Origin of the sequence: Sporosarcina sp. P32b (genome assembly GCF_002743335.1) — a bacterium.
GTDB lineage: Bacteria > Bacillota > Bacilli > Bacillales_A > Planococcaceae > Sporosarcina.
The window spans coordinates 43,126-68,376 of sequence record NZ_PDZB01000014.1; the positions used below are offsets into that span (position 1 = coordinate 43,126).

At 42.9% G+C, this 25,251-nt stretch carries 20 protein-coding genes, 1 other RNA gene, 1 pseudogene and 1 other annotated feature; of the genes and pseudogenes, 5 read left to right on the forward strand and 17 right to left on the reverse strand.

Annotated elements, in window-relative coordinates:
* Window positions 1–24: 24 nt before the first annotated feature.
* Window positions 25–1,737, reverse strand: coding sequence for a methyl-accepting chemotaxis protein (locus tag CSV64_RS10690; protein ID WP_099634442.1), 1,713 nt, complete (start codon window positions 1,735–1,737; stop codon window positions 25–27).
* 232 nt (window positions 1,738–1,969) lie between these two features.
* Between CSV64_RS10690 and CSV64_RS10695 the strand changes: the two genes are divergently transcribed.
* Complete coding sequence (locus CSV64_RS10695; protein WP_233190439.1) at window positions 1,970–2,395, forward strand: MarR family winged helix-turn-helix transcriptional regulator; 426 nt, start codon at window positions 1,970–1,972, stop codon at window positions 2,393–2,395.
* Window positions 2,396–2,684: 289 nt separating this feature from the next.
* Here CSV64_RS10695 and CSV64_RS10700 read toward each other — a convergent pair whose 3' ends face one another.
* Together CSV64_RS10700 and CSV64_RS10705 are read right to left on the reverse strand one after the other, a co-directional pair.
* On the reverse strand, window positions 2,685–3,437 hold the full coding sequence (locus CSV64_RS10700; RefSeq protein WP_099634441.1) for an SDR family NAD(P)-dependent oxidoreductase: 753 nt from the start codon (window positions 3,435–3,437) through the stop codon (window positions 2,685–2,687).
* A gap of 81 nt (window positions 3,438–3,518) precedes the next feature.
* Window positions 3,519–4,517, reverse strand: coding sequence for an EAL domain-containing protein (locus CSV64_RS10705; protein ID WP_233190440.1), 999 nt, complete (start codon window positions 4,515–4,517; stop codon window positions 3,519–3,521).
* A 223-nt stretch (window positions 4,518–4,740) separates the two neighbouring features.
* On the opposite strand from CSV64_RS10705, the gene CSV64_RS10710 reads away from it, so the two are divergent.
* Both CSV64_RS10710 and CSV64_RS10715 read left to right on the forward strand, forming a co-directional pair.
* Window positions 4,741–5,154, forward strand: a complete 414-nt coding sequence (locus CSV64_RS10710; protein ID WP_232321273.1) for a DUF948 domain-containing protein — start codon at window positions 4,741–4,743, stop codon at window positions 5,152–5,154.
* 5 nt (window positions 5,155–5,159) lie between these two features.
* Window positions 5,160–5,597 (forward strand): DUF948 domain-containing protein, encoded by a 438-nt coding sequence (locus tag CSV64_RS10715; protein ID WP_099634440.1) that lies wholly within the window; start codon window positions 5,160–5,162, stop codon window positions 5,595–5,597.
* Between the two features lie 476 nt (window positions 5,598–6,073).
* Here the strand turns inward: CSV64_RS10715 and CSV64_RS10720 are convergent, their stop codons facing one another.
* From CSV64_RS10720 to yhfH, 3 genes are all read right to left on the reverse strand, one after another.
* Complete coding sequence (locus CSV64_RS10720) at window positions 6,074–6,568, reverse strand: DUF948 domain-containing protein (protein WP_199168500.1); 495 nt, start codon at window positions 6,566–6,568, stop codon at window positions 6,074–6,076.
* Between the two features lie 19 nt (window positions 6,569–6,587).
* Complete coding sequence (locus CSV64_RS10725; RefSeq protein ID WP_099634438.1) at window positions 6,588–7,010, reverse strand: DUF948 domain-containing protein; 423 nt, start codon at window positions 7,008–7,010, stop codon at window positions 6,588–6,590.
* Between the two features lie 293 nt (window positions 7,011–7,303).
* Entirely contained in the window at window positions 7,304–7,435 is a 132-nt protein-coding gene (yhfH, locus tag CSV64_RS10730) for a protein YhfH (RefSeq protein WP_099627541.1), read from the reverse strand.
* 687 nt (window positions 7,436–8,122) lie between these two features.
* On the opposite strand from yhfH, the gene ilvA reads away from it, so the two are divergent.
* Window positions 8,123–9,391 carry a threonine ammonia-lyase IlvA gene (ilvA, locus tag CSV64_RS10735; protein ID WP_099634437.1) on the forward strand — a complete coding sequence of 423 codons (1,269 nt, stop codon included), beginning with the start codon at window positions 8,123–8,125 and terminating at the stop codon, window positions 9,389–9,391.
* Between the two features lie 929 nt (window positions 9,392–10,320).
* A complete protein-coding gene (locus CSV64_RS10740) occupies window positions 10,321–10,863 on the forward strand; it encodes a GDYXXLXY domain-containing protein (RefSeq protein ID WP_099634436.1) in 543 nt (180 codons plus the stop codon).
* Window positions 10,864–10,912: 49 nt separating this feature from the next.
* Here the strand turns inward: CSV64_RS10740 and CSV64_RS10745 are convergent, their stop codons facing one another.
* The 11 genes and pseudogenes from CSV64_RS10745 to ltrA form a co-directional block, all read right to left on the reverse strand.
* Window positions 10,913–12,331, reverse strand: a complete 1,419-nt coding sequence (locus CSV64_RS10745; RefSeq protein WP_099634435.1) for an NAD-dependent succinate-semialdehyde dehydrogenase — start codon at window positions 12,329–12,331, stop codon at window positions 10,913–10,915.
* A 14-nt stretch (window positions 12,332–12,345) separates the two neighbouring features.
* The gene (locus CSV64_RS10750) at window positions 12,346–13,113 is read right to left on the reverse strand and encodes a tRNA threonylcarbamoyladenosine dehydratase (RefSeq protein ID WP_099634434.1); all 768 of its coding nucleotides are present in this window, start codon (window positions 13,111–13,113) and stop codon (window positions 12,346–12,348) included.
* A 133-nt stretch (window positions 13,114–13,246) separates the two neighbouring features.
* Window positions 13,247–13,427: non-coding RNA, 6S RNA (gene ssrS / locus CSV64_RS10755), on the reverse strand.
* Window positions 13,428–13,503: 76 nt separating this feature from the next.
* On the reverse strand, window positions 13,504–15,273 hold the full coding sequence (gene aspS / locus CSV64_RS10760) for an aspartate--tRNA ligase (RefSeq protein ID WP_099634433.1): 1,770 nt from the start codon (window positions 15,271–15,273) through the stop codon (window positions 13,504–13,506).
* Between the two features lie 489 nt (window positions 15,274–15,762).
* Window positions 15,763–17,025, reverse strand: a complete 1,263-nt coding sequence (hisS, locus tag CSV64_RS10765; protein ID WP_099634432.1) for a histidine--tRNA ligase — start codon at window positions 17,023–17,025, stop codon at window positions 15,763–15,765.
* A gap of 74 nt (window positions 17,026–17,099) precedes the next feature.
* Window positions 17,100–17,318, reverse strand: a binding site (T-box leader).
* A 239-nt stretch (window positions 17,319–17,557) separates the two neighbouring features.
* The gene (gene dtd, locus CSV64_RS10770; protein ID WP_099634431.1) at window positions 17,558–17,998 is read right to left on the reverse strand and encodes a D-aminoacyl-tRNA deacylase; all 441 of its coding nucleotides are present in this window, start codon (window positions 17,996–17,998) and stop codon (window positions 17,558–17,560) included.
* Between the two features lie 15 nt (window positions 17,999–18,013).
* Window positions 18,014–20,212 carry a RelA/SpoT family protein gene (locus CSV64_RS10775; protein WP_099634430.1) on the reverse strand — a complete coding sequence of 733 codons (2,199 nt, stop codon included), beginning with the start codon at window positions 20,210–20,212 and terminating at the stop codon, window positions 18,014–18,016.
* Window positions 20,213–20,355: 143 nt separating this feature from the next.
* Window positions 20,356–20,868 carry an adenine phosphoribosyltransferase gene (locus CSV64_RS10780; protein ID WP_085130996.1) on the reverse strand — a complete coding sequence of 171 codons (513 nt, stop codon included), beginning with the start codon at window positions 20,866–20,868 and terminating at the stop codon, window positions 20,356–20,358.
* Window positions 20,859–21,521, reverse strand: a complete 663-nt coding sequence (locus tag CSV64_RS16975) for a single-stranded-DNA-specific exonuclease C-terminal domain-containing protein (RefSeq protein WP_255397644.1) — start codon at window positions 21,519–21,521, stop codon at window positions 20,859–20,861. The genes CSV64_RS10780 and CSV64_RS16975 overlap by 10 nt, the downstream gene beginning before the upstream one ends.
* Before the next feature lie 12 nt (window positions 21,522–21,533).
* Window positions 21,534–22,916, reverse strand: a pseudogene (gene recJ, locus CSV64_RS10785) (single-stranded-DNA-specific exonuclease RecJ); the annotation flags it as partial.
* A 178-nt stretch (window positions 22,917–23,094) separates the two neighbouring features.
* A complete protein-coding gene (ltrA, locus tag CSV64_RS10790) occupies window positions 23,095–24,978 on the reverse strand; it encodes a group II intron reverse transcriptase/maturase (RefSeq protein ID WP_099634428.1) in 1,884 nt (627 codons plus the stop codon).
* Window positions 24,979–25,251: the final 273 nt, after the last annotated feature.

Here is a 25,251-nt window from a genome sequence, read left to right on the forward strand (position 1 = left end):
GCTTGATAAGCGATGGTCGAGTGTTTACTTAGGTAATTTGAATGAACCGACAAACACTTCCAGTTCACGCGCCATTTGATTGGTCTGCGTAGAACGTTCTGAAATTTCTTCTATGCTGGCTGTCGTTTGCTCGGCAGCTGCCGCAATATTATTCGTCATGTCTTCGATATTTTGTACAGCATGTGTCAAATGCTCGATCAACTGCACTGCCTCTGTTGATTTCGCGGCTTCTGACGTCATCAAGTTCGAGATATTCTTGATTTCCTTGACAGTTTCTCCAACTGCTACGGAAATATTACTCAATGACTGAGACGTAAGCTTCACTGTTTCTGTACCCTTCGTGATATGTTTCGTATTTTCCGATGTAGAAGTAATGACTTGCTGGATACGATCCGAAATATCCTTCACTAGTTTCTCTACTTCGAGCACTTCCTGATTCGATTGCTCGGCCAAGTTCCGTACTTCTTCTGCCACTACCGCAAAGCCTTTACCGTGTTCACCTGCACGAGCCGCTTCAATGGATGCGTTCAGCGCGAGTAAATTGGTTTGAGCTGCGATTCCTGCGATAGAACCTGTGATATTTTGAATCTTCGTCGTAGATTCAACCAAGTTTTGGATCGTATCTCCCACTTCTTGTGAACCATTTCGAATTAATTCCATATCGTGGCTAATTTCCTCTGCACGTTTTGCGCCTTCTAGTGCAATCTTCATCGTTTCGTTGGAGTTAACGAGCATCGAATCAGCGCTTTGTTTCGTGTTGTCTAAACCACTTGCTAATCCCGTCAAAATGCCTGTAGCGTGCTCCGCAGTTGATGTGCCATCCGTAACGGCCGTGACGACTTCTTCGATATTATGCGCAACCATCGTAATCGCTTCACGCATTTCAGAAAGTGATGCAGAGGTTTCCCCCGCGTTTTCGGATAAATGCTGCGATGTCGTATTCATCGTCGAGATCATATCTTGTAAATTCACCGTCATACGATTCAGTGTACGGGCTAAGTCGCCCACTTCGTCTTGTGATTTCACTTCCGTCGGTTGAACCGCCAAGTCGCCATCCGCAATTTTCTTCGCCTGCTCAATTAAGCTCGTGATCGGCTTCGTTTTCCGACGAATCAGGAATCCTGTACCGATTGAAGCAAGTATCATAGGGATAATGCTGATCAAGATTCCGTCGCGTACGACATCCCATGTACGGTGCTTGACGATGTTCGCATCGAAATCAATTACGCTGAATGCGATGATTTCTTTGCTCGCATCCTGATCTGCGTGTATTGGCGCATAACCTGAAAGCCGCTCCATGTCACCATACTCGTAAGGCTGGGAGTATGTAGAATGTCGATGTTCGAGTAAATCGGCAATCGCTTCTTCGTCTAAATGGAACTGATCTCCCGGCTTAAATCCTTTAGCTCTCAGATTATCGTCGAGGGCTACGAGTTTTCCATCCAAATCCAAAATATATTGAGTTTCAAATATATTTTTATGTTCGGTTGTCCAATTCAACGTCTTCCCTAGTGCATCTTGTGTATCAGCGTCGCCAGCCAATGCTTTTTCCATATCACCAGGTCGAATCAATCCAGTAGTAATATTGGCACAGCCGTACGCCTCAATTCCTGCAGCGTCATATAACTTGTCATAAGCAGTCTTATATGTAGCCAGTGATGTAATAGCTAGCATCACCACCAAGATTCCAGCTATGATCGTACCTAGCTGAAACGTTAACGAATCTTTAACTTTCATCAAACCTTATGCCCACCCTTCCAATTTGGTTCATCTAGCTCATTCGTTGTCTTTATCATACGCTATCAGTCTATAATTAAAAAGAAGAAAATGAAAAACTCTTTGATTTTAAAATATTGTGTAAGATGTAGGTATTATTATCGTGTCACAACGGTTTCATTTCGTATATAATATTGTATGATGAATAGTATATAAACATAAAGTTTCTTGAAGGAAAGGGAGGCGTTCTTTTTTGAATGAAGAACAGACAATTTTCAATTTGGTACATTTAATGGATCAAGTGACAAATAAAATGCTGATCCGTTTCCAGCAAGAATCTAAGCTGTCCCTAGGGATCTCCCATATTCTTGTGTTGCTAGAGTTACATAACAAAGGTGAGCAACGTCCTTCTGACTTGGCTGAAACACTAGGCTTTACGCCGGCTTCCTTAACGCATTTGTCGTCAAAGCTCATTAAAAGTGAATTTATCACGTTACGTAATGATGAAGAAGACCGCCGAACAAAGTATTGGAAAATAACACCCCTAGGCCTAGAAATTTTAGGCGAAGCGCAGAAATGCGGAATACAAGTGCGTTCGGAGTTCTTTAGTCACTTATCGGAGGCTGAACGAAATAGTTTAGTCCAAATTTACACAAAGTTAAATAATACGTTTGTTTGAACGAAGCTGCTCTCGTATAGAGCAGCTTTTTTGTTTTGTGAAGAGTGTTGGTTTGATTATTTGGGAAAGGCTGTTTTGAATGCGCTCAATAGTTCCGCGCGAATGCTCTATGGCGTGCGGTATCCGCTCTATCAACATCCGCGTGCGCTCATATTTTCACCACGAACTCTCTATCGCACACGCAATCCGCTCTATCAACGGCCATATCCGCTCATACCCGCGCCCCCACGCATACTTACACACACAAAAAAGACCGCCCCATAAAAACAGGACAGCCTTGAATGTTGTATTAACGTAATTTGATAGAACCGCCGTCTACCATCATCGTTTGACCGGTGATGTAAGAAGCATCTTCGCTCGCTAGGAATACTGCGGTACGACCGATGTCTTTTTCTGGATCGCCCAGGCGTCCAAGTGGATTTTTCGCAAGAATCGCTTTATACGATTCCGGATTTTCTTTTCCCCAATGCTCAATGCCAGGTGTTTTGGCAATCGGCGAAATCAGGTTACATGTGATGCCGTATTGACCCCACTCATTCGCAGCCACTCTTGTGATCCCGCGAATGGCTTCTTTCGCCGCAGCATATGAACCTTGGTTCACATCGCCATTTAGTCCTGCGCCGGATGAGAAGTTGATCACAGTGCCTTTTGACTCTTTCAAGTGTGGAAGTGCAGCTTGCATCAAGTAAAGCGTTGGATAGAATCCTGTATTGAACGACAGGTCTATGTCTTCTTGCGTCATCTCTTCAATAGATTTCATACGTGAAGCATGCGCGTTATTAACTAAGATATCCAATTTTCCGAGCTTCGTTACGACTTGCTCGACAATGGAAGGTAATTCTGTTCGAACAGTTAAGTCCGCTTGAATAAAAATCGATTGCGGAGAGATTTTCTGCAATTTTTCAATCGCTGCATCGCCTGCTTCTTTGTTTAAGTCAACGATCGCGATAGTCGCACCTTCTTTAGCGAATGCTGTAGCGATACCTAATCCGATGCCGCCAGCCCCGCCTGTAATGATTGCAACTTTTTTGTCTAATCTCATATGTACCATCTCCTTATTATTTATATTTTAACATTAAACCAATTTCAGTGTAAACTAATTACCCTCGACAACATGTATGCCTTATATAGAAATTTCAGCTTGTGGATCTGCCGACGGTTTGCCAAACAAATAGCCTTGAAATAGTTGATAACCTTTCTTTTTCAGCCACTCAAAATCTTCTACCGCTTCTATACCCTCTGCTAACGGAATTGAATCCACTGCCAACGCTTTTTCAAGAAAATCTGCTGCAATAAGTTGCTTTTCAAGATCCGTCGCGACACCTTGCACATATTTAATATCGAGCTTCATATAGTTCGGACGAAGGAAAGAGAGTACTTCAACTGTGTTATAGCCTTCCCCCACATCATCGAGCGCATACTCAAACCCTCTTGAATGATAGTACTCCAAAATCTTTTTTAAATGGCCCATATCTTCCACTTTTTCCGACTCCACTACTTCGAAAATCAAACGATATGGGTCAATTTGTAATTCATTCGCTAAATTTATCGTCGATCGCAAGCAAAACTCTGGCGAATAGATAGAGGTTGGAATGAAATTAATAAACGCTTTTTGGCTAATACGTTTTGCATGGCGAACTGCCGTTAGACGACACACTCTATCAAGAGCATATAATCTACCACGCTCTTTTGCTGCGGAGAAAATTTCATTTGGATAAATTACTTTCCCGTCTTTATGATAAAAGCGCGCGAGCAATTCATAGGCATAAATCTCAAGGTCAGGTGTAACAATAGGCTGATAATGACTTGTCAATTGTTCGTCTTGAATGACCTCGTCAATCCATTGCATTTCGACTACATGCATGACTTCCGAGAATGGTCGCCAGTCGGTTTGGTCGAGACGAAATTGAATAGTATCCATTTCTACTGCATGATCGACGCAAAAGTCGTATAATTCTTTTATCCCTTGTTCTTTCACATGAAAGGTTTGATCTACCTGGTTCACTAGCATATCGGCTCGTTTCAAATGATTTTCTATTGATTCGAACAGTGCGGTTTGCTTACAATTTTCAAATGAGACTTCATAATCAATAGCGCGGACAATGCAACCTTTGCAAGGCAATTATTTCACCCCTTCAATATCTGATTTGAGAATCATATCATATTTCAGGTACTTTTCTCACATATGGGTATGGAATTATAGTTTTTCTAGTTAAATAGCGTGCCAGTGTTTAGATTACTTTCATTTGTGGAATGACAAGGATATAGAACGTTTACCCGTTTCGACGGAAGTTAGGCGTTCAAGTTAAAAACGCACTTATTATGTGGAGGTGACTAGATTGAAGGTGCTCTTGTATATTAGTGCCATAGTCGCCGTTGCGGCTTTAGTAGTTATCGCAATTGCTATTATTAAAACAGCCAAGGCGGTCAAAGAAGCAATGACAGATGTAAAAGAAACGATGAAACGTGTGGAACTGAAAGTGGGCGGTATCACGGATAAAGCCGATCAGCTCATGACTCAGACGAACCAAATTGCGGATGATGCGAATGCAAAACTGCAATCGGTTGACGGATTGGCGGCCTCAGCGAAAGAACTTCGCGAATCCACCCAGTACGTGCAAAACTCTATCGCTAAAATGGCGGATCAAGTATCAGCGCCTCCTGGCAAGTATGCCAAATTGATGGAGCAAACGACTGCATTGTCCGAAGTAGCATCAAAAATGTACTACAAGATGAAGCAGAATAACGGAGAGAGGTGAACTTGATGGATTGGGTACTAGGAATAGGCGTATTGCTTATCGGCATCGCGCTAATTATTGTCGCAATCGTGTTAATTAAACCACTTGGAAAATTGACCGAAGTATTGGAAAGTGTCAAAAAGACGACCGATACCCTGCCGTCAACGGTAGCAGAAGTTACGGGTCAAACACAACAAATTCTTCATACAACGAATGATACGATTAGTAATGTAAACAAACAGATTGATGAAGTGACACCGGTCTTCCAGATTGTTGGAGATGTTGGCGAGGCTTCACGTGAAGTGACGACTGCCGCACTCGATACGACGATTCGCTTTAAGGATCGTGTTGGGAATGCGAGTGAGTTTGTTCGCGAGAAAGAATATAAAGGGTTGTATGGAGTCGCTACGCTGGCATTTTATTTGATGCAGCAGCGTAAAGAACTTAAGAAGATGCGACCGTAAGTGGAAGAGCTGTTCAGAGAGTCTTGTAAAGACTTTATGAACAGCTCTTTTTATGTTTTAAGAGGAAAAGCGATGGGAATCGCCATCCGAAATATAGGCTACATTATTGCATAGAAACCGCGTACCGGCATGGTCACCTTCAAATTCTATGTCTACACTTCGCGTGATTCACCCATAAAAGCAATTGTCAAAAAATAAAACATTATTCCATTTGCCCAGAATTTAGTAAAGCGCTATAACTAATCATTGCATAGACAATCACACTAAAGACAGCATCGAGTATTGAACTTAAGAAAATAGGTTTCCAGTTATCGGTAGACTCTTTCACCAACGCCATACCTTTGCGTACACCAATACTGTATAGGTAGAGCACGTATCTCCCCCACTATAAAAACATTTACTACAATGCTCCCCTAAACCTAAAAAAGACTGAAGCTCAAGCCCCACTGGGATTGATCTTCAGTCTTTGTCAGCACTTAAAATGACGCGTTTTCCGGTGCTGGCAACTTTTTTTGTGGAACACCTTGTTCTGCACGATCCTTAGCAGCACTCACAGATTGTTTGCGCTTCTTAAAGATGTAATAACCTAACATGGCCGAACCGTAGATGCCGCCTAGTTTTTTGTTTTGCTCCGAAGTGTCTGTGTGCTCTCCTTTTTGTTGAACGGAAGACGACACATCCACTAACGAAGAAGTTAGTTGGTGTGTAGATTCTCCAAGGTCGCCGATTACTTGGAACAATGGAGTCAGATTTTCAATTTTTGTATTGATATCTGCTAATGAGTTATTACTGTTTTTAATTAAATTTCCTGTTTCGTCCAAAATACCATCAAGTTGTTTTGGAAGCGCTCCTACCGTCTCATCGACGTCTTGCAGAATATTTCCGACTTGTTGTAATACTTTTGCGAAATAGATAGCTAAAATGACGAAGGCGATACCGATGAGTATGACGCCAATTCCAACGAGATCCATTCTCAACCCTCATTTCCTGTTACATATTTTTTAAGCTCTTCTTGCCACGTTGCCATGAATCGTAAACTTGGACACCGAACTCTCCATATTGGATGGCTTGAACGAATTTTTCCGTTCCTGGAAGAGAACCATCCTCTTCAAATTGTCTTGTCCGCTTGTTTACCTCTTCACTCAAGTACTGGCTTGAACGTCCGATATTTTCAATAGTAGAAAACATAGGCGTCGTTGCAGCGAGTTTCACTTGAACATCTGATGCCAGTTGTTCAGTCTCATTTAAAGTTCCATATAATTGCTCAATGCTCTTATCAAGCTCTGCCTCTACCCCTTTTACTGTTCCCATAACTGTCAGCAATAAGTTCGAAGACTTCGTTAGTAACAATGAAAGGTAGATGGCCACAATCAATACTGAGATCGCGATTAATAATAAACCAATGTACGCCATACACACATCCTCCTCTCCAACAAACTAAATACATCTTATCATTCTATACCACTCTCAGTTTTTCTAAAACATTAATCATTCAAAGTTCTGTGAGAGGAGTTACTGAATTTGATTTTCTTATAGCGAGACCGCCCGAAATCAACGGCGAACACGGAATCAATTCTTCTTTTGTTTAACTTATATATGTAGATAGTTGATACAATTTAACGGAATTCATTTTCTGTAGTGTATACGCTTTGTTCTTCAACGCAAAAAAATCCTATGCCCCGTATGGAGGAGCATAGGATTTTTTATTATTCTTCATGTCGTCCGACACAACGCTCGCATTCGTACATTACAGACTCTTGCTTTTCTTTGAACTGATTCCCACATTCCGTACAAACCTTTTCCACCATTTGTCTTTTCTGCTCTGTGTTCTTTTTCATCGTCTATTCCCCCATTCGTTTTTTGTAATTCGCTGTACTGATACAGCAACTTTTCTTAAGACTAATATATAACAGCGTAGTCAGATTTGTCACTCTTTTCAGACGGAATCTGTTATTTTGCGATAGAATCCAAAAGAGCGCGACGAATGGAGGTATTAAAAAAATGAAAATAAAAATGGCATGTCGATATCGTGACATACCATTTCTTGCCTCTTTACATCATCAATCCGTATACTATTACAGCTGCGATGATGACAAGAGTTACGACAAACACCGTCCATTGCATATTATCCGGCTTTTCTGGTCTACTGTCCCATTTCTGCATGAATAAACGCTTCCTTTCTGGTGGTTAGTCCCTCACTCATTAGTTTTCCCTTCTGTTTACGAATTAAACACCACTTATTTGTCTACATACAGAATAAAAATCTACATGTTTTATATGAATTAATATTTTTCCACTACTATTGCAAGATAGCAAAATGCTTCCCTATTACATAAATATTTGACCCACCCTATTTATTGAATTCCCTTATCAACCCAGTAACCGCTTACATTCACAGAAAGTTCCCAATAAAGTCACTATTATTAAAATAAACACACAATTTAGAACTTTCGTGTGTTCATTCAGTTTTTTTCATGTTATTATGAGTAAACGTTGACTCAATAACGGAGGTTAGATGATAAGTTATGAAGGTGAAAAAAATGGAAACTCCAAGTGTTCAAGTAGAAGATATCTTAATTGCTAATCAGCTGCTGAAAGACATCGTAGCGCATACGCCTTTACAGAAAAATGATCGTCTATCGGAAAAGTATGACTGCCATGTGTATATTAAGCGGGAAGATTTGCAGCATGTCCGTTCCTTTAAATTGCGCGGTGCTTATTATAAGATGAAACGCATCGAAACAGAAGCACGTAAAAAAGGAATTGTCTGTGCGAGTGCAGGAAACCATGCACAAGGCGTAGCGTTCGCATGTGCAAACCTGGACATTGATGGCAAGATCTTCATGCCTCAAACAACTCCTAGACAAAAAGTAAATATGGTGAAAATGTTCGGGCGCGATCGCATTGAAATTATTTTAGTCGGAGATACGTTCGATGATTGTTTCGAAAGCGCGGTCGAATTGATGGAAAAAGAACAGCGTATTTTCATTCATCCATTCAATGACAAGGATATTATTGCCGGTCAAGGGACGGTAGCTGTTGAGATCATGAACGATATCGAAGAGCCAATTGATTACGTATTTGCAAGTATCGGTGGCGGTGGATTGATGTCGGGAATCAGTACGTACATTAAAAACTTGTCTCCGCATACGAAAATGATCGGTGCAGAGCCAGCTGGTGCAGCAAGCATGAAGGCTTCTATCGACGCACAAAAGGTCGTTCCCCTGGCAACGATCGATAAATTCGTCGATGGCGCGGCCGTCAAATGCGTAGGCGATTTAAATTATGAAATTTGCAATAACTATCTCGAAAACATCGTCAGCGTCCCTGAAGGTAAAGTATGTACGGCAATTCTCGATCTATACAATGAACACGCGATCATCGCGGAGCCAGCAGGTGCCCTTCCAATCGCAGCCCTGGATTTCTATAAAAATGAAATCAAAGGCAAGTGCGTCGTCTGTGTGATCAGCGGTGGAAATAATGATATCGGTAGAATGCAGGAAATCAAAGAGAAATCGATGATTTACGAAGGCTTGCTGTATTATTTCCTCGTAGACTTCCCACAACGTGCAGGTGCACTACGCCAGTTTCTTGACGGTGTGCTTGGACCGGATGACGATATTACGATGTTCGAGTATACGAAAAAGAATAACAAAGAGAGCGGACCAGGTCTTGTTGGAATTGAGATTAAGCACAAGGAAGACTATAATGGCCTAATTTCACGCATGGAGAAGAATGGATTCCCTTATAAAGAAGTGAACAAGGACAGTACGTTGTTCGGGTTGTTGATTTAACAAAAGCACTGCCGTAAGAGTCATCGCGACTTCTTGCGGCAGTTTTTTTGTGGTTCTGATTAGCACAGTGAAATTATAATTTGCGTACCTTACCCAACCAAGAAACACTTATGGCAGAAAGACTATGCGGCTGAGTGGTATTTATTTTGGTTGTGGTTTTAAGTGGTAAAGCAAAACAAGAGATAGCGTACAGTACCCGACTAACAAACGTGTTTTGCAGGAAAAACTAGGCGGCTGCGTGTCTTTGCGACTCTTTGTTGGGACGTTGCACGACTGGCGGTTGGGTACTGAAGTTAGTAAGTGTCTGCTTTCTGGACTCGCGCAGGCACGTGGGGGATTGCCTACAGCCAGGAGCCAGCTGGCAAAGTGCCGCCAGTTGTTTCCTAGCCACGGCCTACCCCGCAGTTGTGCCTGCGCTACTAAGTGGTAGTTATTCTAGTTGTGGTTCTTATAGGAGGAAGTTCAGTGACATCGTGATAGCTAGTATGTATTTCTTGCAAAAGAAGTGTAGGAACTGCCATTCACACAATTTAACGAAGGCGCCTGCTGTGGTAGGTGTAGCGAGGAGACAAAGACAGGCCTTGTCTCTGGCTCCTCGCGAAAGCCATCCACCAGCGCTGTAGTGGCGACAATGAACTTACTACTTACATAGACAGCTAAACCACAAACTACTGAACAAACAGGAAAAAGAAAATGAACGTGCAAGAACCACAACCCCATGCCGCTTATTACGCACCCAAGGATTAAACGTTCAAAACCTCCCCTGCACTAATCTCCAACCCACAAGAATTTATTCAAAACAACTGAGAAAGGTTTCCGAAATAAAAAAACTGGGTAATAAATTACTAAAATACACATAAAGAGCACATGCTATCTGTACATAAGAAGTACACTTTTTATGAAAATGCAGAAAAGGCGGTGACTTTGAAATGGGCCCCAAGCATAGTAAATTCAGTATATCCATACTCTTCATAATTCCCTTACTCATCTTAGCCAGTCTCACGGTTCCTTACTTCACAACGATCCAAAACGGCACGGATATCTATCTCCAATCAGAAACGATTACCGAACAAGACGCAAACGAAAATTATGTCATGCTTCGCTACGACGTCGAAAAAGTACCAAAGGAACGCATGACTCCTAGTTTAGTGACTGCATTAAAAAAACCAGATGAACTCGGCCAGACGCGAGTATTTGGCGTATTGGAACAAAAAGACGGTGTCACTGAATTGATTTCATTGACTGACAAAAAACCGGAGGAAGGCGTCTATTTAATGGGCTGGTTGGCGCAGACAACCGATAGAGAGTATCGTCAAAACGATCATTATATCGTAAACTTCGGATTAGATCGTGTCTATGTTCCCGAATTTGGACATCGAGTTGCGGCAGACAGTGTACAAAATAGCACGATGACAGCGCATTTTAAAGTACTTGACGGCAATAGCATTTTGCGCGAATTTCAAATCAACTAAAAAAGCAACAAGGCAGAGTACGGCTCTGACTTGTTGCTTCCTTTTTTTATTATAAACCTAAAGAAATATATTTCACTTCTAGATATTCATCCATACCTTGATGTCCACCTTCACGTCCAAGGCCACTTTGTTTAAAGCCGCCAAACGGAGCTTGTGGTGCAGATGGTAAACCATCATTTAGACCCACGATACCATAATCTAACGCTTCACAAATCTGAATACCTTTTGTGATATTCTCCGTGAAGACGTAAGACGCTAATCCAAATACTGTATCATTTGCACGCTGGATTACTTCCTCTTGTGTCTCAAACGTGGTAATTGGCAATACCGGGCCAAATGTCTCTTCTTGCATACAGAGCATGTCGTCTGTTACATCTTTTAAGACAGTCGGTTGGTAGAATAAGCCTTTAATGAGTTCACCGCCTGTAACGACTGTTGCCCCTTTAGATTTTGCATCTGTTACATGCTCATCCACTTTATCGATTGCATCTTGGTCAATTAACGGACCAATTACGACGCCTTCTTCTTTGCCGTCGCCGACTTTCAATTTCTTCGTTTCCTCGGCAATGCGCTTTGTGAATTCTTCCACGATTGATGAATGAACATAAATACGGTTCGCACAGACACATGTTTGTCCTGCATTACGGAATTTCGCCGCGATCACGCCATCTACTGCTTTATCTAGATCCGCGTCCGCCATAATAATCGCCGGTGCCTGTCCACCGAGTTCCAATGAAATCTTCTTCATCGTATCGGCTGCACCTTTCATTAAAGTCTTACCGATTTCAGTAGATCCTGTAAACGTCAGCTTGCGCACACGACCGTCTTCTTGCCATGCTTCTGCAATTTCACTCGCACTGCCTGTTACGATGTTAAGAACACCATCCGGAATACCTGCTTCTTGCGCTAGCTCTATTAAACGAATTGCAGTTAGCGGAGTCTGAGAAGCCGGCTTCATGACGACCGTACAGCCTGCTGCGAGAGCCGGAGCGACTTTACGCGCAATCATAGCCGCTGGAAAGTTCCATGGCGTAATCGATGCGATGACACCTACTGGTTGCTTTTGCACGAACAATCGCTTATTCGATTGTGTAGCCGGAATGGTTTCACCATAAATTCGCTTACCTTCTTCAGCAAACCAGCTAATGTAACCATTCGAATAACGCATTTCGCCAAGCGCTTCGGCTAACGGCTTACCTTGCTCAGTCGTCATGATGTCGGCTACGCTTTCTTCATTTTCCTCAATCAACGCATGCCATTTCATTAAATAAGCACTGCGCTCATATGCTGACAACGCCGCCCAGTCTGAAAATGCTGCAGAAGCCGCATCGACTGCCTGCGTCGCTTCTGCTTTGCCGCCTTTAGGCACTGCACCGATTGTCTCACCAGTTGAAGGATTCACTACTTCAATTTGCGGTAAATCTGCACCGAGTCGCTTTCCGTTAATGATCATTTCAGTTGTTTTCATGTACAATCTCTCCTTTATTTAGCATCATTGACACGCTCAACAGGAATATCTGCCACTATATCATTTAATACCCAACTGGCGAGAATTAAACCTGCAACTGATGGACAAAATGCATTGGAAGCTGGAGGCATTTGTGCTTTTCGTATCGATGCATCGGCGTTCCCTACCGTTTCCAGAACGTCTTCCCGTACGACAATTGGGCTTTCATCGGAAAATACGACAGGCACACCTTTAGGGATTCCAAGCTTGCGCAAACGAAGACGCATCACTTTTGCTAATGGATCCGTATGCGTTTTCGAAATATCAGCAATTTGGAAACGAGTAGGATCGGTTTTATTCGCAGCTCCCATACTCGAGATTACTTTAATTCCACGCTCGAGACATTGCTGGATCAAATGAATTTTATAGCTAATCGTATCCGATGCATCAATGACATAATCAGGCTTGTACGAGAAGAATTCTTCAGACGTTTCCTCCGTGTAGAACATATGTAGATCAATCACTTCACACTCTGCATTAATATCCGCAATTCGTTCTTTCATGACAGCTGATTTCGAGCGCCCTACCGTCGACAAATAAGCAACTAGTTGGCGGTTGATATTGGTAATATCGATTGTGTCTTTATCGACTAAGATAATACGTCCAACCCCAGTGCGCGCGCATGCTTCAGCTGCGAATGAACCAACTCCACCGACTCCTAAAATCGCCACCGTCTTACCTTTCATTCTCTCTACGCCTTCTGTACCAATGGATAACTCATTTCTCGAAAATTGATGTAACATCTATACCGCATCCTTTATGATAAATTGTATTCACTCTATCCTAAAACAGTCACCTGCACTCGCGCAACTAACTGAATTTTGGACAACAAAAAACCTTCTCGCTTAAGCAAGAAGGTGAATAGTTGTTAGAAAGTGAAATCCCGACTGTGCCGTCTTTGAATATCGCTTTGAACCCGCTAATAGCAGGTGGGTGTCCTGTATAACTCTTTTGGCGTCCCGATTAAAGGCATGTCATCCAAGCTATAACGTTGAACTCCCGACGATAAGATGTTGGGTCAAAACTAATTTACAAATGACGAACACTTCAGGATTTCTACTAACTTCATCTTATCATACGCTTTTTAAAAATTCAATCGATTTGTATAAACTCTTTTGAAAATAGTCGTTTACTCACTTTTTAACTGGTTCAGCGACTACTTTAATCCCGAGTTCTTTCAACTGTGCATCATCAACAGAACTTGGTGCTTCTGTCAATAAGTCACTCGCACTAGCTGTTTTGGGGAATGCGATTGTGTCACGCAAGTTTGTAGAACCAGCAAGCAACATCACGATACGGTCTAAACCGAACGCAATACCGCCGTGTGGAGGTGTTCCATATTCAAACGCATCCAACAAGAATCCAAATTGCTCGCGCGCTTGCTCATCCGTGAAGCCAAGTGCTTTGAACATGGCTTCTTGCACATCACGTTGATAAATACGCAATGATCCGCCACCTAGCTCATAACCGTTCAATACTAAGTCATACGCTTGTGCTTTTACAGTTTCCGGGCTAGTTTTCAATTCTTCCACGTCAGCAGGCATCGTGAATGGGTGATGCGCTGCGTAGTAACGACCATCTTCCTCATCGTACTCAAATAACGGCCAATCCGTAACCCACAGGAAGTTATACTTCGACTGATCGATCAAGTCCAATTCTTTTCCTAACTTCAGACGCAATGCGCCAAGTGAATCGGCTACAACTGACTTCTTGTCAGCTCCGAACAAGAATAAATCTCCAGGTTCACCGTCGCCAGCCGCTTTCAATGCTTCGCCAATTTCACCGTCGAAGAATTTCGCAATTGGACCATTAAAGCCATCTTCCGTCACTTTCAACCAAGCCATTCCTTTAGCGCCATACACTTTAGCAAATTCGCCTAGTGCATCGATATCTTTACGTGAATATTTTTCCGCCGCACCTTTAACGTTGATCAACTTCACCTGTCCACCCGCTTCAACTGCGCCAGCGAATACTTTGAATGAAGACTCTTTAACGATCTCAGATACGTCCGTCAATTCCATTCCGAATCGAGTGTCCGGCTTGTCTGAACCAAAACGACTCATTGCTTCATCATATGGAAGACGTTTAAATGGTGTTTCCACATCTACTTGCTTAACATCTTTCATCACTTTTTTGATCAAGCGTTCGTTGAGCTCCAAAATTTCTTCGATTGACATAAAGCTCATTTCCATATCGATTTGCGTGAATTCCGGTTGACGGTCTGCACGTAAATCTTCATCGCGGAAACAACGAGCGATTTGGTAGTAACGATCGAATCCGGATACCATCAATAACTGCTTGAACAACTGTGGTGACTGTGGCAATGCGTAGAATTCACCTTCGTGAACACGGCTTGGCACTAAATAGTCACGTGCGCCTTCAGGAGTAGATTTCGTTAAAATTGGTGTTTCCACTTCCAAGAATCCTTCATCATCCAAGAAGTTACGAACCGTTTTCGTAATATCTGAACGCATTTTGAACACTTTTGCAAGTTCAGGGCGACGAAGATCGAGATAACGATACTTCAGGCGCGTCTCTTCGCCTACATCCGTTTCGTCTTCGATTGTAAATGGTGGGTTCTTCGCTTCGTTGATGACTTTCACTTCTACAACTTGGACTTCGATTGCGCCCGTTGCGATGTTTTTGTTCTTTGTGCGTTCTTCACGTTCTATAACGAGACCTGTAACTTCGATGACGTATTCGTTACGCAAAGTTTCAGCGATTTCGAGTGCTTCTTTTGAGATGTCTGGATTGAAGACTGTCTGGACGATGCCTGCGCGGTCGCGGACGTCGATGAAAATCAGTCCACCAAGATCACGGCGCTTCTGCACCCAACCTTTAAGTGTGACTTCTTCTCCGATTTGTAGTTCTGATAAGTTCCCACAATAATGTGTGCGTTGCATAGTGACTACACTACCCTTCTGATGTTTGAGTTTGAGTTTGTATTTTTAATTAAAAAAGTAAAAGTTATATAGAGAGTGAAATGGTGTTGTGCTTGGGATTTGCGCTTCAGAGGGGACGCGTTCCGGAGGGCCCGCGGTGAGCCAACTAGGTCGCTGTGCTCCCTTTAGTTGTCTCACCTGTCGGGCTGATCCTCCCGGAGTCGCCCCTCTTACGCTCCAATCCTAAGTGGAGACTATAATTAGTTAGTGACATCACTGAAATTCATAAGTGACCCAGTGTGCTGCTTCTTGATTCTTTTATATTCAAATGCAAGAACAGAAACAAATTACGTCCCACTTATTAAGTAGGGATTGGAGTGCAGAGCGGCGACTCCCGCGGGATAAGCATGAGCCTTGAGACCCCGCGGGAACGAAGTGACGAGGAGGCTCAAGCCATGCCCGCAGGAAAGCGTCCGCTCGGAACGGAAATCCCCATGACCTTCCAAGCTCTTACTTCTCCAATTCTCCAATCAATTCGTCAACCGTAACCTTTTTCTGTTCTCCGTCCGCCATGCTCTTTAGCTGGACAACGTTTTCGTTCACTTCGTCTTCGCCGATGACGATGACGTGGTGCGCTTTCAAGCGGTCGGCGGACTTCATTTGGGCCTTCATCTTGCGGTCCATATAGTCCATCTCGCTGCGTAAACCATTTTCGCGTAGCTTGCCGAGAATCTCGAAGCCTTTTTCTCGTGCTGCATCGCCAAGTGTGACGATGTAGACGTCGAGTGAAGGTTCGTCTGTGAAGGACTTTTCTTCCGCTTCAAGTGCCAGTAATAGTCGCTCGATACTGAGGGCGAAGCCGATGCCTGGTGCTGGTGGGCCACCGATTTCTTCAGCAAGTCCGTTGTAGCGTCCGCCGCCACAAAGTGTCGTGATCGCACCGAAGCCTTTAGACGTGCTCATGATCTCGAATGCCGTGTGGTTGTAGTAATCTAGACCACGTACAAGATTCGGATCGTATTCGTACTCGATGCCTGCGATGTCCAAGTAGTTCTTCACTTTTTCGAAGTACGCGCTTGATTCTTCATTCAAATAATCAGCTAATGAAGGGGCTGTTTTCATCAATGGATGTTCTCTATCTACTTTACAGTCCAGAATGCGCAACGGGTTTTTCTCCAGACGGTTTTGGCAATCTGAACAGAATTCTCCGATGTTCGGGCTGAAGTGTGCAATTAGTGCTTCACGGTGTGCGTCGCGTGACTCCTTGTCGCCAAGTGAGTTCAGTACGAGTTTAATATCCGACAAGCCCGTTTCCTTATAAATATTCATCGCCAACTCGATTACCTCTGCATCGATGGCTGGATCATCACTGCCGATTGCCTCTACGCCGAATTGGACGAATTGACGGTAACGGCCGGCTTGTTGACGCTCATAGCGGAACATCGGACCTGTGTAGTATAGCTTCACAGGCTGATCTGCATAGCCGAACATTTTGTGCTCGACGAATGAACGCACGACAGGTGCTGTACCTTCTGGGCGCAACGTCATCGAGCGATCTCCTCGATCTGTAAATGTGTACATCTCTTTTTGCACGATATCTGTCGTATCACCGACTGTGCGCTGGAATAATTCGGTTTGTTCAAAAATTGGTGTGCGGATTTCCTTGTAGTTGTAGACATCACAGATCGAACGAGCGATCTTTTCAACGCGCTGCCACTTCCAGGAAACATCAGGAAGAATATCCTGCGTACCGCGGGGAACTTTAAAATTCATTAGAAAAACTCCTTTCGATGATCTGATGACGGGCGAACTTTCAGAGAACACAAAAAAGCTCCCATCCCTAATAAAACAGGGACGAGAGCTTGTAGCTTCCGCGGTTCCACCCAAATTGACACAAATGTGCCCACTCGAATCCGGATAACGGCCGGTTCCGTCCATGCCTACTACTTTCAGCATGAATCCTCCGTGGTGTTGTTCGCTTTACGGTTCTGTCAGGGAATTTCAGCCAAGTTCCCCGTTCTCTTTCCAGCCTGTAGTAAAGGTATTTTCCACATCATCGGTGTATGAATTAATTCGATTACTATCTATGTTAGTCGCAACCGCTACTACTGTCAACTTCTTTGATGAATTATGTATGGAGGTCAGAACTAGCAAATGCTCATACAGAACGTTTCACCGCTCTATTACCTTCCATCAGCGCTCTATCAAACGCCTCAATGGCTCTATCACACTTGCTATCCGCTCATCAACTCGCGGCAATCGCTCTATCACGCCACGCAAACGCTCATAGATCCCACCGCTCTACTCACCTAGACTCAATCATCAACGTAACAGGACCATCATTCGTCAACTGCACGTCCATCATCGCGCCAAACTGTCCAGTTTCCACGTGAAGTCCAAGTCCGCGTAGCTGCTCGTTGAAGTATTCCCACAAAGGTTCTGCTACGTCGGTTTTCGCTGCCTCGATAAAACTCGGACGTCGACCTTTTTGTACGTTGCCATACAAAGTAAACTGGGAAACCGACAAAATCGCGCCATCGACTTCTTTGATTGAACGATTCAGTTTTCCCTCGTCATCTTCATAGATACGCAAGCCGGCAATCTTATTCGCTATATAGTTGGCGTCTTGTTCAGTATCGTCATGCGTGATGCCGACGAGTAACACATAACCATTTGAAATGGAACCGGTTATTTCTCCACCAACTGTTACGGAAGCGTCTTTCGCACGCTGTAATAACACTCGCATGTCCACACCTCCTAATTAGTTCATTACCCGTTCAACGGAATATACGTCTTTGATTTGTTTGATTTTATCGACGGTACGTTGCAAATGCGTAATATTTTGGATTTTGATCGACATATGGATATGCGCGATATCATCTTTGTCCGCTTTGCCACTCACTGCGATGATCGGTGTATTCATGTCCGCAACAACCATCATCACTTCATTCAGCAAACCTTGGCGATCGAATGCGGAAATCTCAATATCGACTTGGAATTCTTTACGAACTTGATCATCCTGCAATGCCCATTGGACTTCAATAATCCGTTCTTGCTGACCTTGTTCAGACAAGACGTTCGGACAATCGGTGCGGTGAACGGAAACCCCTCGGCCACGTGTAATGAATCCAACGATTTCATCGCCTGGTACTGGATTACAGCACTTTGAGATACGAATTAGCATATTATCGATGTCTTTAACGATAACGCCTGATTCCGTCTGTTTCTCCGGCTTGGGCGTTTGAATGTCCGAGACGATCTTATCAATCGTTTCTTTCTTCACGCGTTCCTTGCGCATTCGCTCAGCTAATTGATTGACTACTTGTTGTGCGGTAATACCACCAGAACCGACTGCCGCGTAAAGGTCTTCTTCAGAAGTAAAGCTGAATTTATCAATGGTACGTTGCATGTTTTCTTTATTCAACGCTTCCTTGATATCATACTCTTCATCTTTTAATTCCTTCTGGATCATCTCGCTACCTTTGTCGATATTTTCGTCACGCAATTGCTTCTTAAAATATTGGCGGATTTTATTTTTCGCTTGAGATGTATGTGCTAGTTTCAACCAGTCACGGCTTGGACCAAATGACTGTTTCGATGTCAGAATCTCAATGATGTCCCCTGTCGACAACGGCGAATCAAGTGGTACTATTTTACCATTCACTTTAGCCCCGGTCGTTCGGTTCCCAATTTCGGAATGCACACGATAGGCAAAGTCGATTGGTACCGACCCTTGCGGCAATTCAACGACATCTCCGTCCGGTGTAAATACATAGACCATGTCGGAAAATAAGTCGAACTTCAAAGACTCCATAAACTCCTGTGCATTGGAAGATTCATTTTGAATTTCCAATATTTCACGGAACCATGTCAATTTCGAATCAATATCACTGGAAAGCTTCGCGACCTGCTTACCTTCTTTATACGCCCAGTGCGCTGCCACACCAAACTCAGAAATCCGGTGCATCTCTTCCGTGCGAATTTGTACTTCGAGCGGATCTCCAGCCGGTCCAACAACTGTCGTATGAATCGATTGATACAAATTTTGTTTCGGCATCGCGATATAGTCCTTAAATCGTCCTGGCATTGGCTTCCACAATGTATGGATGATTCCAAGTGCCGCATAGCAATCTTTAATGCTTTTTACGACAATACGGACTGCCAGTAGATCATAAATTTCATTGAACTCTTTTTTCTGAATGACCATCTTTTGATAAATAGAATACAAATGCTTCGGTCTGCCATGAATTTCTGCAGCGATGCCCATTTCATCTAGTTCGACGCGCATCTGACTCATGACGTCTTTTAAATACTGTTCGCGTTCTGTCCGCTTTTGCTTCATCAGATTGACGATACGGTAATATTGTTGTGGATTGGAATAACGCAATGCGATATCTTCTAGTTCCCATTTGATCGTGGAAATTCCGAGTCGATGAGCGAGCGGGGAGAAAATCTCCAACGTTTCTTCCGATACACGGCGTTGCTTCGCTGCTGGAACATGTTTCAATGTCCGCATATTATGCAAACGGTCAGCAAGTTTAATTAATATGACACGAATATCCTGTGCCATTGCAATAAACATTTTACGGTGGTTTTCCGCTTGTTTTTCTTCATTGGATCGAAACTTTAATTTATCAAGCTTCGTTACACCGTCAACCAGCATCGCGACTTCATCACCGAATTCCCGGATAATATCTTCGCGGCTTATATCCGTATCCTCTACCACATCATGTAAGAAGCCCGCTGCGACCGTTTCTGGATCCATTTGAAGACCCGCCAAAATGCCTGCAACTTGTATCGGATGGTTGATATACGCTTCACCAGAAGTCCTAAACTGTCCTTCGTGCGCCTTTTCAGCCAACACATATGCCCGTCTAATAAATTCGACGTGTTCTTCGTTCATGTATTTAGCGACTAAGTCGTATATGTCTTGTTCTGTCAGGTCTTGATTTTTCGCCATGGACTTACCCCTTTCAACCTATTTCGTAAATATTTAGATAATAATTTTTAGTAGTATATGTATAATATCACCTATATGTAAAGCGAATCAAACCCAGTGCCTATATAGCAAGAATCCTCCGCGTTAAGCGAAGGATTCCCCAATTAGTACGTAATTAATGCCTTAATGTTTTCATTCGTCAATTTTTCGCGACCGTTCAAGTACGATAGTTCAATCAAGAATGCGCAGCCAGCTACTACGCCGCCTAGTTTCTCAATCAATTCGACCGTTGCGCCGACTGTACCGCCAGTTGCAAGTAAATCATCGACAACGAGAACACGTTGGCCAGGTTTGATGGCATCTTTGTGAATCGTTAATTCATCTTGTCCATACTCTAGGTCATAAAAGACTGAGATGGTTTCTCGTGGTAATTTGCCAGGCTTACGGACCGGTGCAAAACCGATTTCAAGCGCATAGGCAACAGGACATCCGATGATGAAACCGCGTGCTTCTGGCCCCACGATGATATCTACGTCCAATCCTTTTGCATATTCGACAATTTGGTCTGTCGCATATTTATATGCTTCTCCGTTATCCATGATCGTCGTGATGTCCTTAAAGCTGACACCCGGTTTCGGATAATCGTCTACAGTCGTTACAAACTTTTTTAAGTCCACAGTTTTTCCTCCTCAACAGCTTCTGTCTCACGCAAAGAGTCGAATACTTTCTTTAAGTCCTGATACGGAGCATAAAGCAATAACTCTTCTAGTTTAATCTGCTGTTGGCGTTTTTTATACGATGGTGCTTCTGCCAAATCACGTTTACCTGCAGAAGAGAGCATCGTCACCTTACCATTCTCTAGTGTAACAAATTCTAGTTCATAAAACACTTTTGTCATGAACTTTATCACATCTTTTTTCCAACCTTTATGTTTGGAAAGCATATCGATTTGATTGTACATATCAAATGTCTCACGCTTTTTCAAAAAGCTGTAATACCAACCAAATTGTTGGCGATCCGGCATCTTTTCAAAGTACATTGAATCATGCACGTGTAGATGAAGATATACTCGATCCGCAAGTGTCTTGTCCATCACTTGCTTCAACTGTTCTTCGGCCTGCGGCATATCAAGCAATACAATGGAAGTAGACGGTTGAAGTTCATCGCGCCCAATCAAAACAATGGGAATGTCTTTAAAGAACGGCACGAAATGCTGGATTGCCTCTTCACTGAACGCGATAAATTGGGCTTGGTCTGGAATCATTGGCAACCATCTAGCCGGCTCCCGGATTCCACGGTAATCGAACAACTGCCACTCATCACATTTCACATCTTCGACAAGTAACTGCGCTTTCTTATTGCCGTTCCATTCATTGATCTGTAAATCACCCGTCAAACTAAGCTTACTTTGTGGTGCCATTTCGTCCGCCAATGCTCCCGCTCCGAAAAATATCGCATCTAGACGTTCACTACGATCACCCATCTCAAGCTTCAAATGATCTTTCGCTGAACCGATTTTACGGACTGATATCGTGTCAAGTTGTTCTAATAGGAAAACGGGCTTCGGGAACCCCATACCAAATGGTCGGATTTTCTCAAGTGCTTCGATGGAGGCAATATCAATTTCATCCAATGCCAATGGCACATCGATGGATAAAATGGGCTGCAGATCTTCTTCAGTCAATACTTCCTTCGCCTGTTCATTCAAATTCGAACGCAATGATTCAACGTCCTCTATTTTCAACGACATCCCAGCAGCCATCGCATGCCCTCCGAAATGTGGCAAAATCGATGCATTCTTCGAAAGTTCCTTATACAAATCAAAGCCCTCAATACTACGCGCAGAACCTTTGGCCATTCCTGTTTCATGATCAAGCGATAAAATAATGGAAGGACGGTAATATTTCTCCGTTAGTCTAGACGATACGATGCCGACGACACCCGGATTCCAGCCTTCACCTTCTATGACTAACACGTGAGGCACTTGATCGCCATAACGGATTTCCACTTGCTCTTGCGCTTCTTTTGCGATTTCTTTCACTAATTGTTGCCGTTCTTTATTCAAATCATTCAATTCTTCCGCGATGCCGAGCGCTTGCTGCTCATCTTCTGCTTTTAATAAATCGACCGCTGGATCTGCATCTCCAAGTCGGCCAGGAGCATTCAGACGAGGACCGATCGTAAAGCCAATCGTTTCTTCTGATAAAGCGTTCTGCTCATGACCACTCACTTGCATCAACGCTTTAATTCCAGGACGTTGCGTGCGTCGTAGTCTGCGGATACCTTCTTTCACCATATAACGATTTTCGTCTTCTAACGGAACCAAATCCGCGATGGTGCCGATCGCTACGAATTCCAACAAGTCGAGCGGCGGTTCTCCAAGTAAAGCAGAAGCTAGTTTGAACGCCACTCCGACGCCCGCGAGTTCTCCGAATGGATATTCACCTTCCGGATGGCGTGGATGAATGACCGCATCCGCCACAGGTAGTACGTCGCCCATTTCGTGATGATCCGTTACGATGACCGTCATCCCAAGCGACTTCGCCAATGCGATTTGTTCAATGCCTGAGATTCCATTGTCTACGGTAATGAGAACTTCTGTGCCTTCTGTATGTAGTTGTTCAAAGTAGTCGCTATTCGGTCCGTAGCCGTGTTCGAAACGGTTCGGAATGGCAAAGTTCACCTTTGCGCTGAGACGTTCGAGTGCTGTCGTTAGCACGGTTACGCTTGTTACGCCGTATAGTGATAGGTAAACCTTTGAAAGTTATCTCCGGCTTTTCCCCCACTTCACACCGTGCGTGAGACTTTCATCTCACACGGCGTTCCATCGAACATTTCAAAACTTTGGTAATCTACATAACTTAACAGAATTCACTTGTTCGTTTGTATGTCTAATCGTCCAATTAGAGTGTTACTTGCTGTAGTGCCAGTTTCTTTCGTAGCGTATTTACTTTATTCAGGCTTTGTGAGTTGGTTAGTAACTTTTTATACTTAAAGATTATTTCTTCAGCTTTTGCATGGATTAAGATGTGAATGTCTTTATCAACGAGACAGAGGTTGTTATATTGGTCAGTACCACCTTGCAACCGTGGTACTTTGTGATGGCAATGAATCGTCATCGGGTTTAACATTTGCCCTGTTACGTGGCATTTCCCTCTTTTTGCACAGTATAATGCAATACGATTATCGTTGTACTCTATACTTCGCTGTGGAATTGGATGCTCCATCAGAAAACGAAGTATAGTGATATCAACAGTCGCCAGATTTTTGTGAATTTCTTCTCTGCCTTCTTTTGTATATGCATTAACTGTGTTACGCTTCATCATCGGATTCTTATGTTTAATATATCCAATTGGAAGTAGCGGATCTCGTGATATAAATCTTAATTGTTTGCTCTTCCCGTATTCTTTCTTAATAAAATCAGATGTGATCACACCTGTTTTTTTAATTCGCCTTTTCATACGATGGTCTTTCATACATGCATTCACTTCGTATGCAATGTTCCCCATGTCTTCGGAAATCATTGTAGCGGTACGGAAATATTGATGAAGTCCTATTACAGTCGAGTTGTAGAGTGCTATTTTTCTTGCTTGGTCGTTAACACCGCTATCATATCGAATACCGTTTATGATTTGCTTCAAGTTTTTCTTTGTGCGTTGAACTGCTTTGTCGCACATATGACTTTTCACAACCCATTTTTCGCCTTTTGGAATTAACTTCATCTTAAACCCTAGGAATTCTGAGTAACCCTTTTTGAGATTCACTATTTTTGATTTATCCTCGCTTATTTCTAAACCAAGTCTTTCTTTCAGCCATTTTTGTGCTGCGATAAATAATCTTTTGGCGTGATTAGGATTACTGCAAAAGATTTTGAAATCATCTGCATATCGAACAATATAACATTCTTTCAAGTTAGTTTTACGTAACGATTTATATTGATTTCCTTTGTCCGTGGAATTCCCACGATCTTCACGTCTGATTATTTTATCTTCGCAGATAGGGATTGTCTCCCACTGGCTTTCAATCCAACGGTCAAGTTCATTAAGAACAATATTAGATAATAATGGAGATAGGATGCCACCTTGTGGCGTACCTTTCTCATTCTCAATGATTCGACCATCCGGCAACTTGATTTTTGCTTTAAGCATTTTCGAAATAATAGTGAGTAAATTCTTATCTTGAATACCCATTGCCCACATTTGTTTTAACAACTTGGCATGGGACACGTTATCGAAGAATCCCTTAATGTCTATATCAATTACATATGACATTTTTGAATTCTGCATAAGACGATAACTTTGAGCTATCGCATTCTCTACTGAGCGGTTCGGTCTAAATCCATGACTTCTCCCCGAGAATTTTGCTTCCACTATGGGTTCAAGAATTTGCAATATACATTGTTGGACTATCCTATCCCAAATAGCGGGAATTCCTAAAGGTCTAATTTTTCCATTTGGCTTTGGTATTTCTACCCGTCTAACTGCTTTCGGTTTATAATCTCGCAGTTTGTTTCTAACAAAACCAACAAATTGCTCTTCGGTCAGCTCGGAAATATGATCGATTGTTCGACCATCTACGCCAGCCGTTTTGCTGCCTGTATTTTTCTTGATATTTCGATACGCCAACTTAATGTTTTCAACTGAACTAATCATGGACATTAAGTTTTTAAAAGAACTGTCATTTTTGCTTTGTTCATGCAACATGTCAAATGTATCTTGCATGTGATAATACTCTGCGTTTCTGAGCTTGGACTTTTTAACATGTTTAACGATTTGTGAATTTGCCACAGACATCAACCCCTCTCTCAAGTGGTGATTCTTTTAGTCATACTCGAATCTGTGTCTGTTATGCATTTATAAGTCTTTGAAATTTCCGACTAGAGCCTATTCCTCCACCACTTATTATCATGGTTTCAAAGGTACTATGGCTCCACTCTCACGAATGGTAAATCAGTTTTAATAGGTCGCCCCTTTATATACCAAACTGCTTCGTAGGTAGGTTAATACCTCCACATCCATCGCTTTCCACGTTCCAATTTCTTTATCCTTACATATATCCTT

Excerpts from the sequence above, each read along its gene's own strand:
- CSV64_RS10745 (WP_099634435.1), bottom strand. The coding sequence starts at position 12,331 with ATGAAAACAACTGAAATGATCATTAACGGAAAGCGACTCGGTGCAGAT.
- yhfH (WP_099627541.1), bottom strand. The coding sequence starts at position 7,435 with ATGAAAAAGAACACAGAGCAGAAAAGACAAATGGTGGAAAAGGTTTGT.
- CSV64_RS10775 (WP_099634430.1), bottom strand. The coding sequence starts at position 20,212 with ATGGCGAAAAATCAAGACCTGACAGAACAAGACATATACGACTTAGTC.
- aspS (WP_099634433.1), bottom strand. The coding sequence starts at position 15,273 with ATGCAACGCACACATTATTGTGGGAACTTATCAGAACTACAAATCGGA.
- hisS (WP_099634432.1), bottom strand. The coding sequence starts at position 17,025 with ATGAATTTTAAAGTTCCCCGCGGTACGCAGGATATTCTTCCTGATGTT.
- CSV64_RS10750 (WP_099634434.1), bottom strand. The coding sequence starts at position 13,113 with ATGTTACATCAATTTTCGAGAAATGAGTTATCCATTGGTACAGAAGGC.
- CSV64_RS10740 (WP_099634436.1), top strand. The coding sequence starts at position 10,321 with ATGGGCCCCAAGCATAGTAAATTCAGTATATCCATACTCTTCATAATT.
- CSV64_RS10725 (WP_099634438.1), bottom strand. The coding sequence starts at position 7,010 with ATGGCGTACATTGGTTTATTATTAATCGCGATCTCAGTATTGATTGTG.
- CSV64_RS10720 (WP_199168500.1), bottom strand. The coding sequence starts at position 6,568 with ATGGATCTCGTTGGAATTGGCGTCATACTCATCGGTATCGCCTTCGTC.
- CSV64_RS10700 (WP_099634441.1), bottom strand. The coding sequence starts at position 3,437 with ATGAGATTAGACAAAAAAGTTGCAATCATTACAGGCGGGGCTGGCGGC.
- ilvA (WP_099634437.1), top strand. The coding sequence starts at position 8,123 with ATGAAGGTGAAAAAAATGGAAACTCCAAGTGTTCAAGTAGAAGATATC.
- dtd (WP_099634431.1), bottom strand. The coding sequence starts at position 17,998 with ATGCGAGTGTTATTACAGCGTGCGAAAGACGCTTCCGTAACAGTTGGT.
- CSV64_RS10715 (WP_099634440.1), top strand. The coding sequence starts at position 5,160 with ATGGATTGGGTACTAGGAATAGGCGTATTGCTTATCGGCATCGCGCTA.
- CSV64_RS10690 (WP_099634442.1), bottom strand. The coding sequence starts at position 1,737 with ATGAAAGTTAAAGATTCGTTAACGTTTCAGCTAGGTACGATCATAGCT.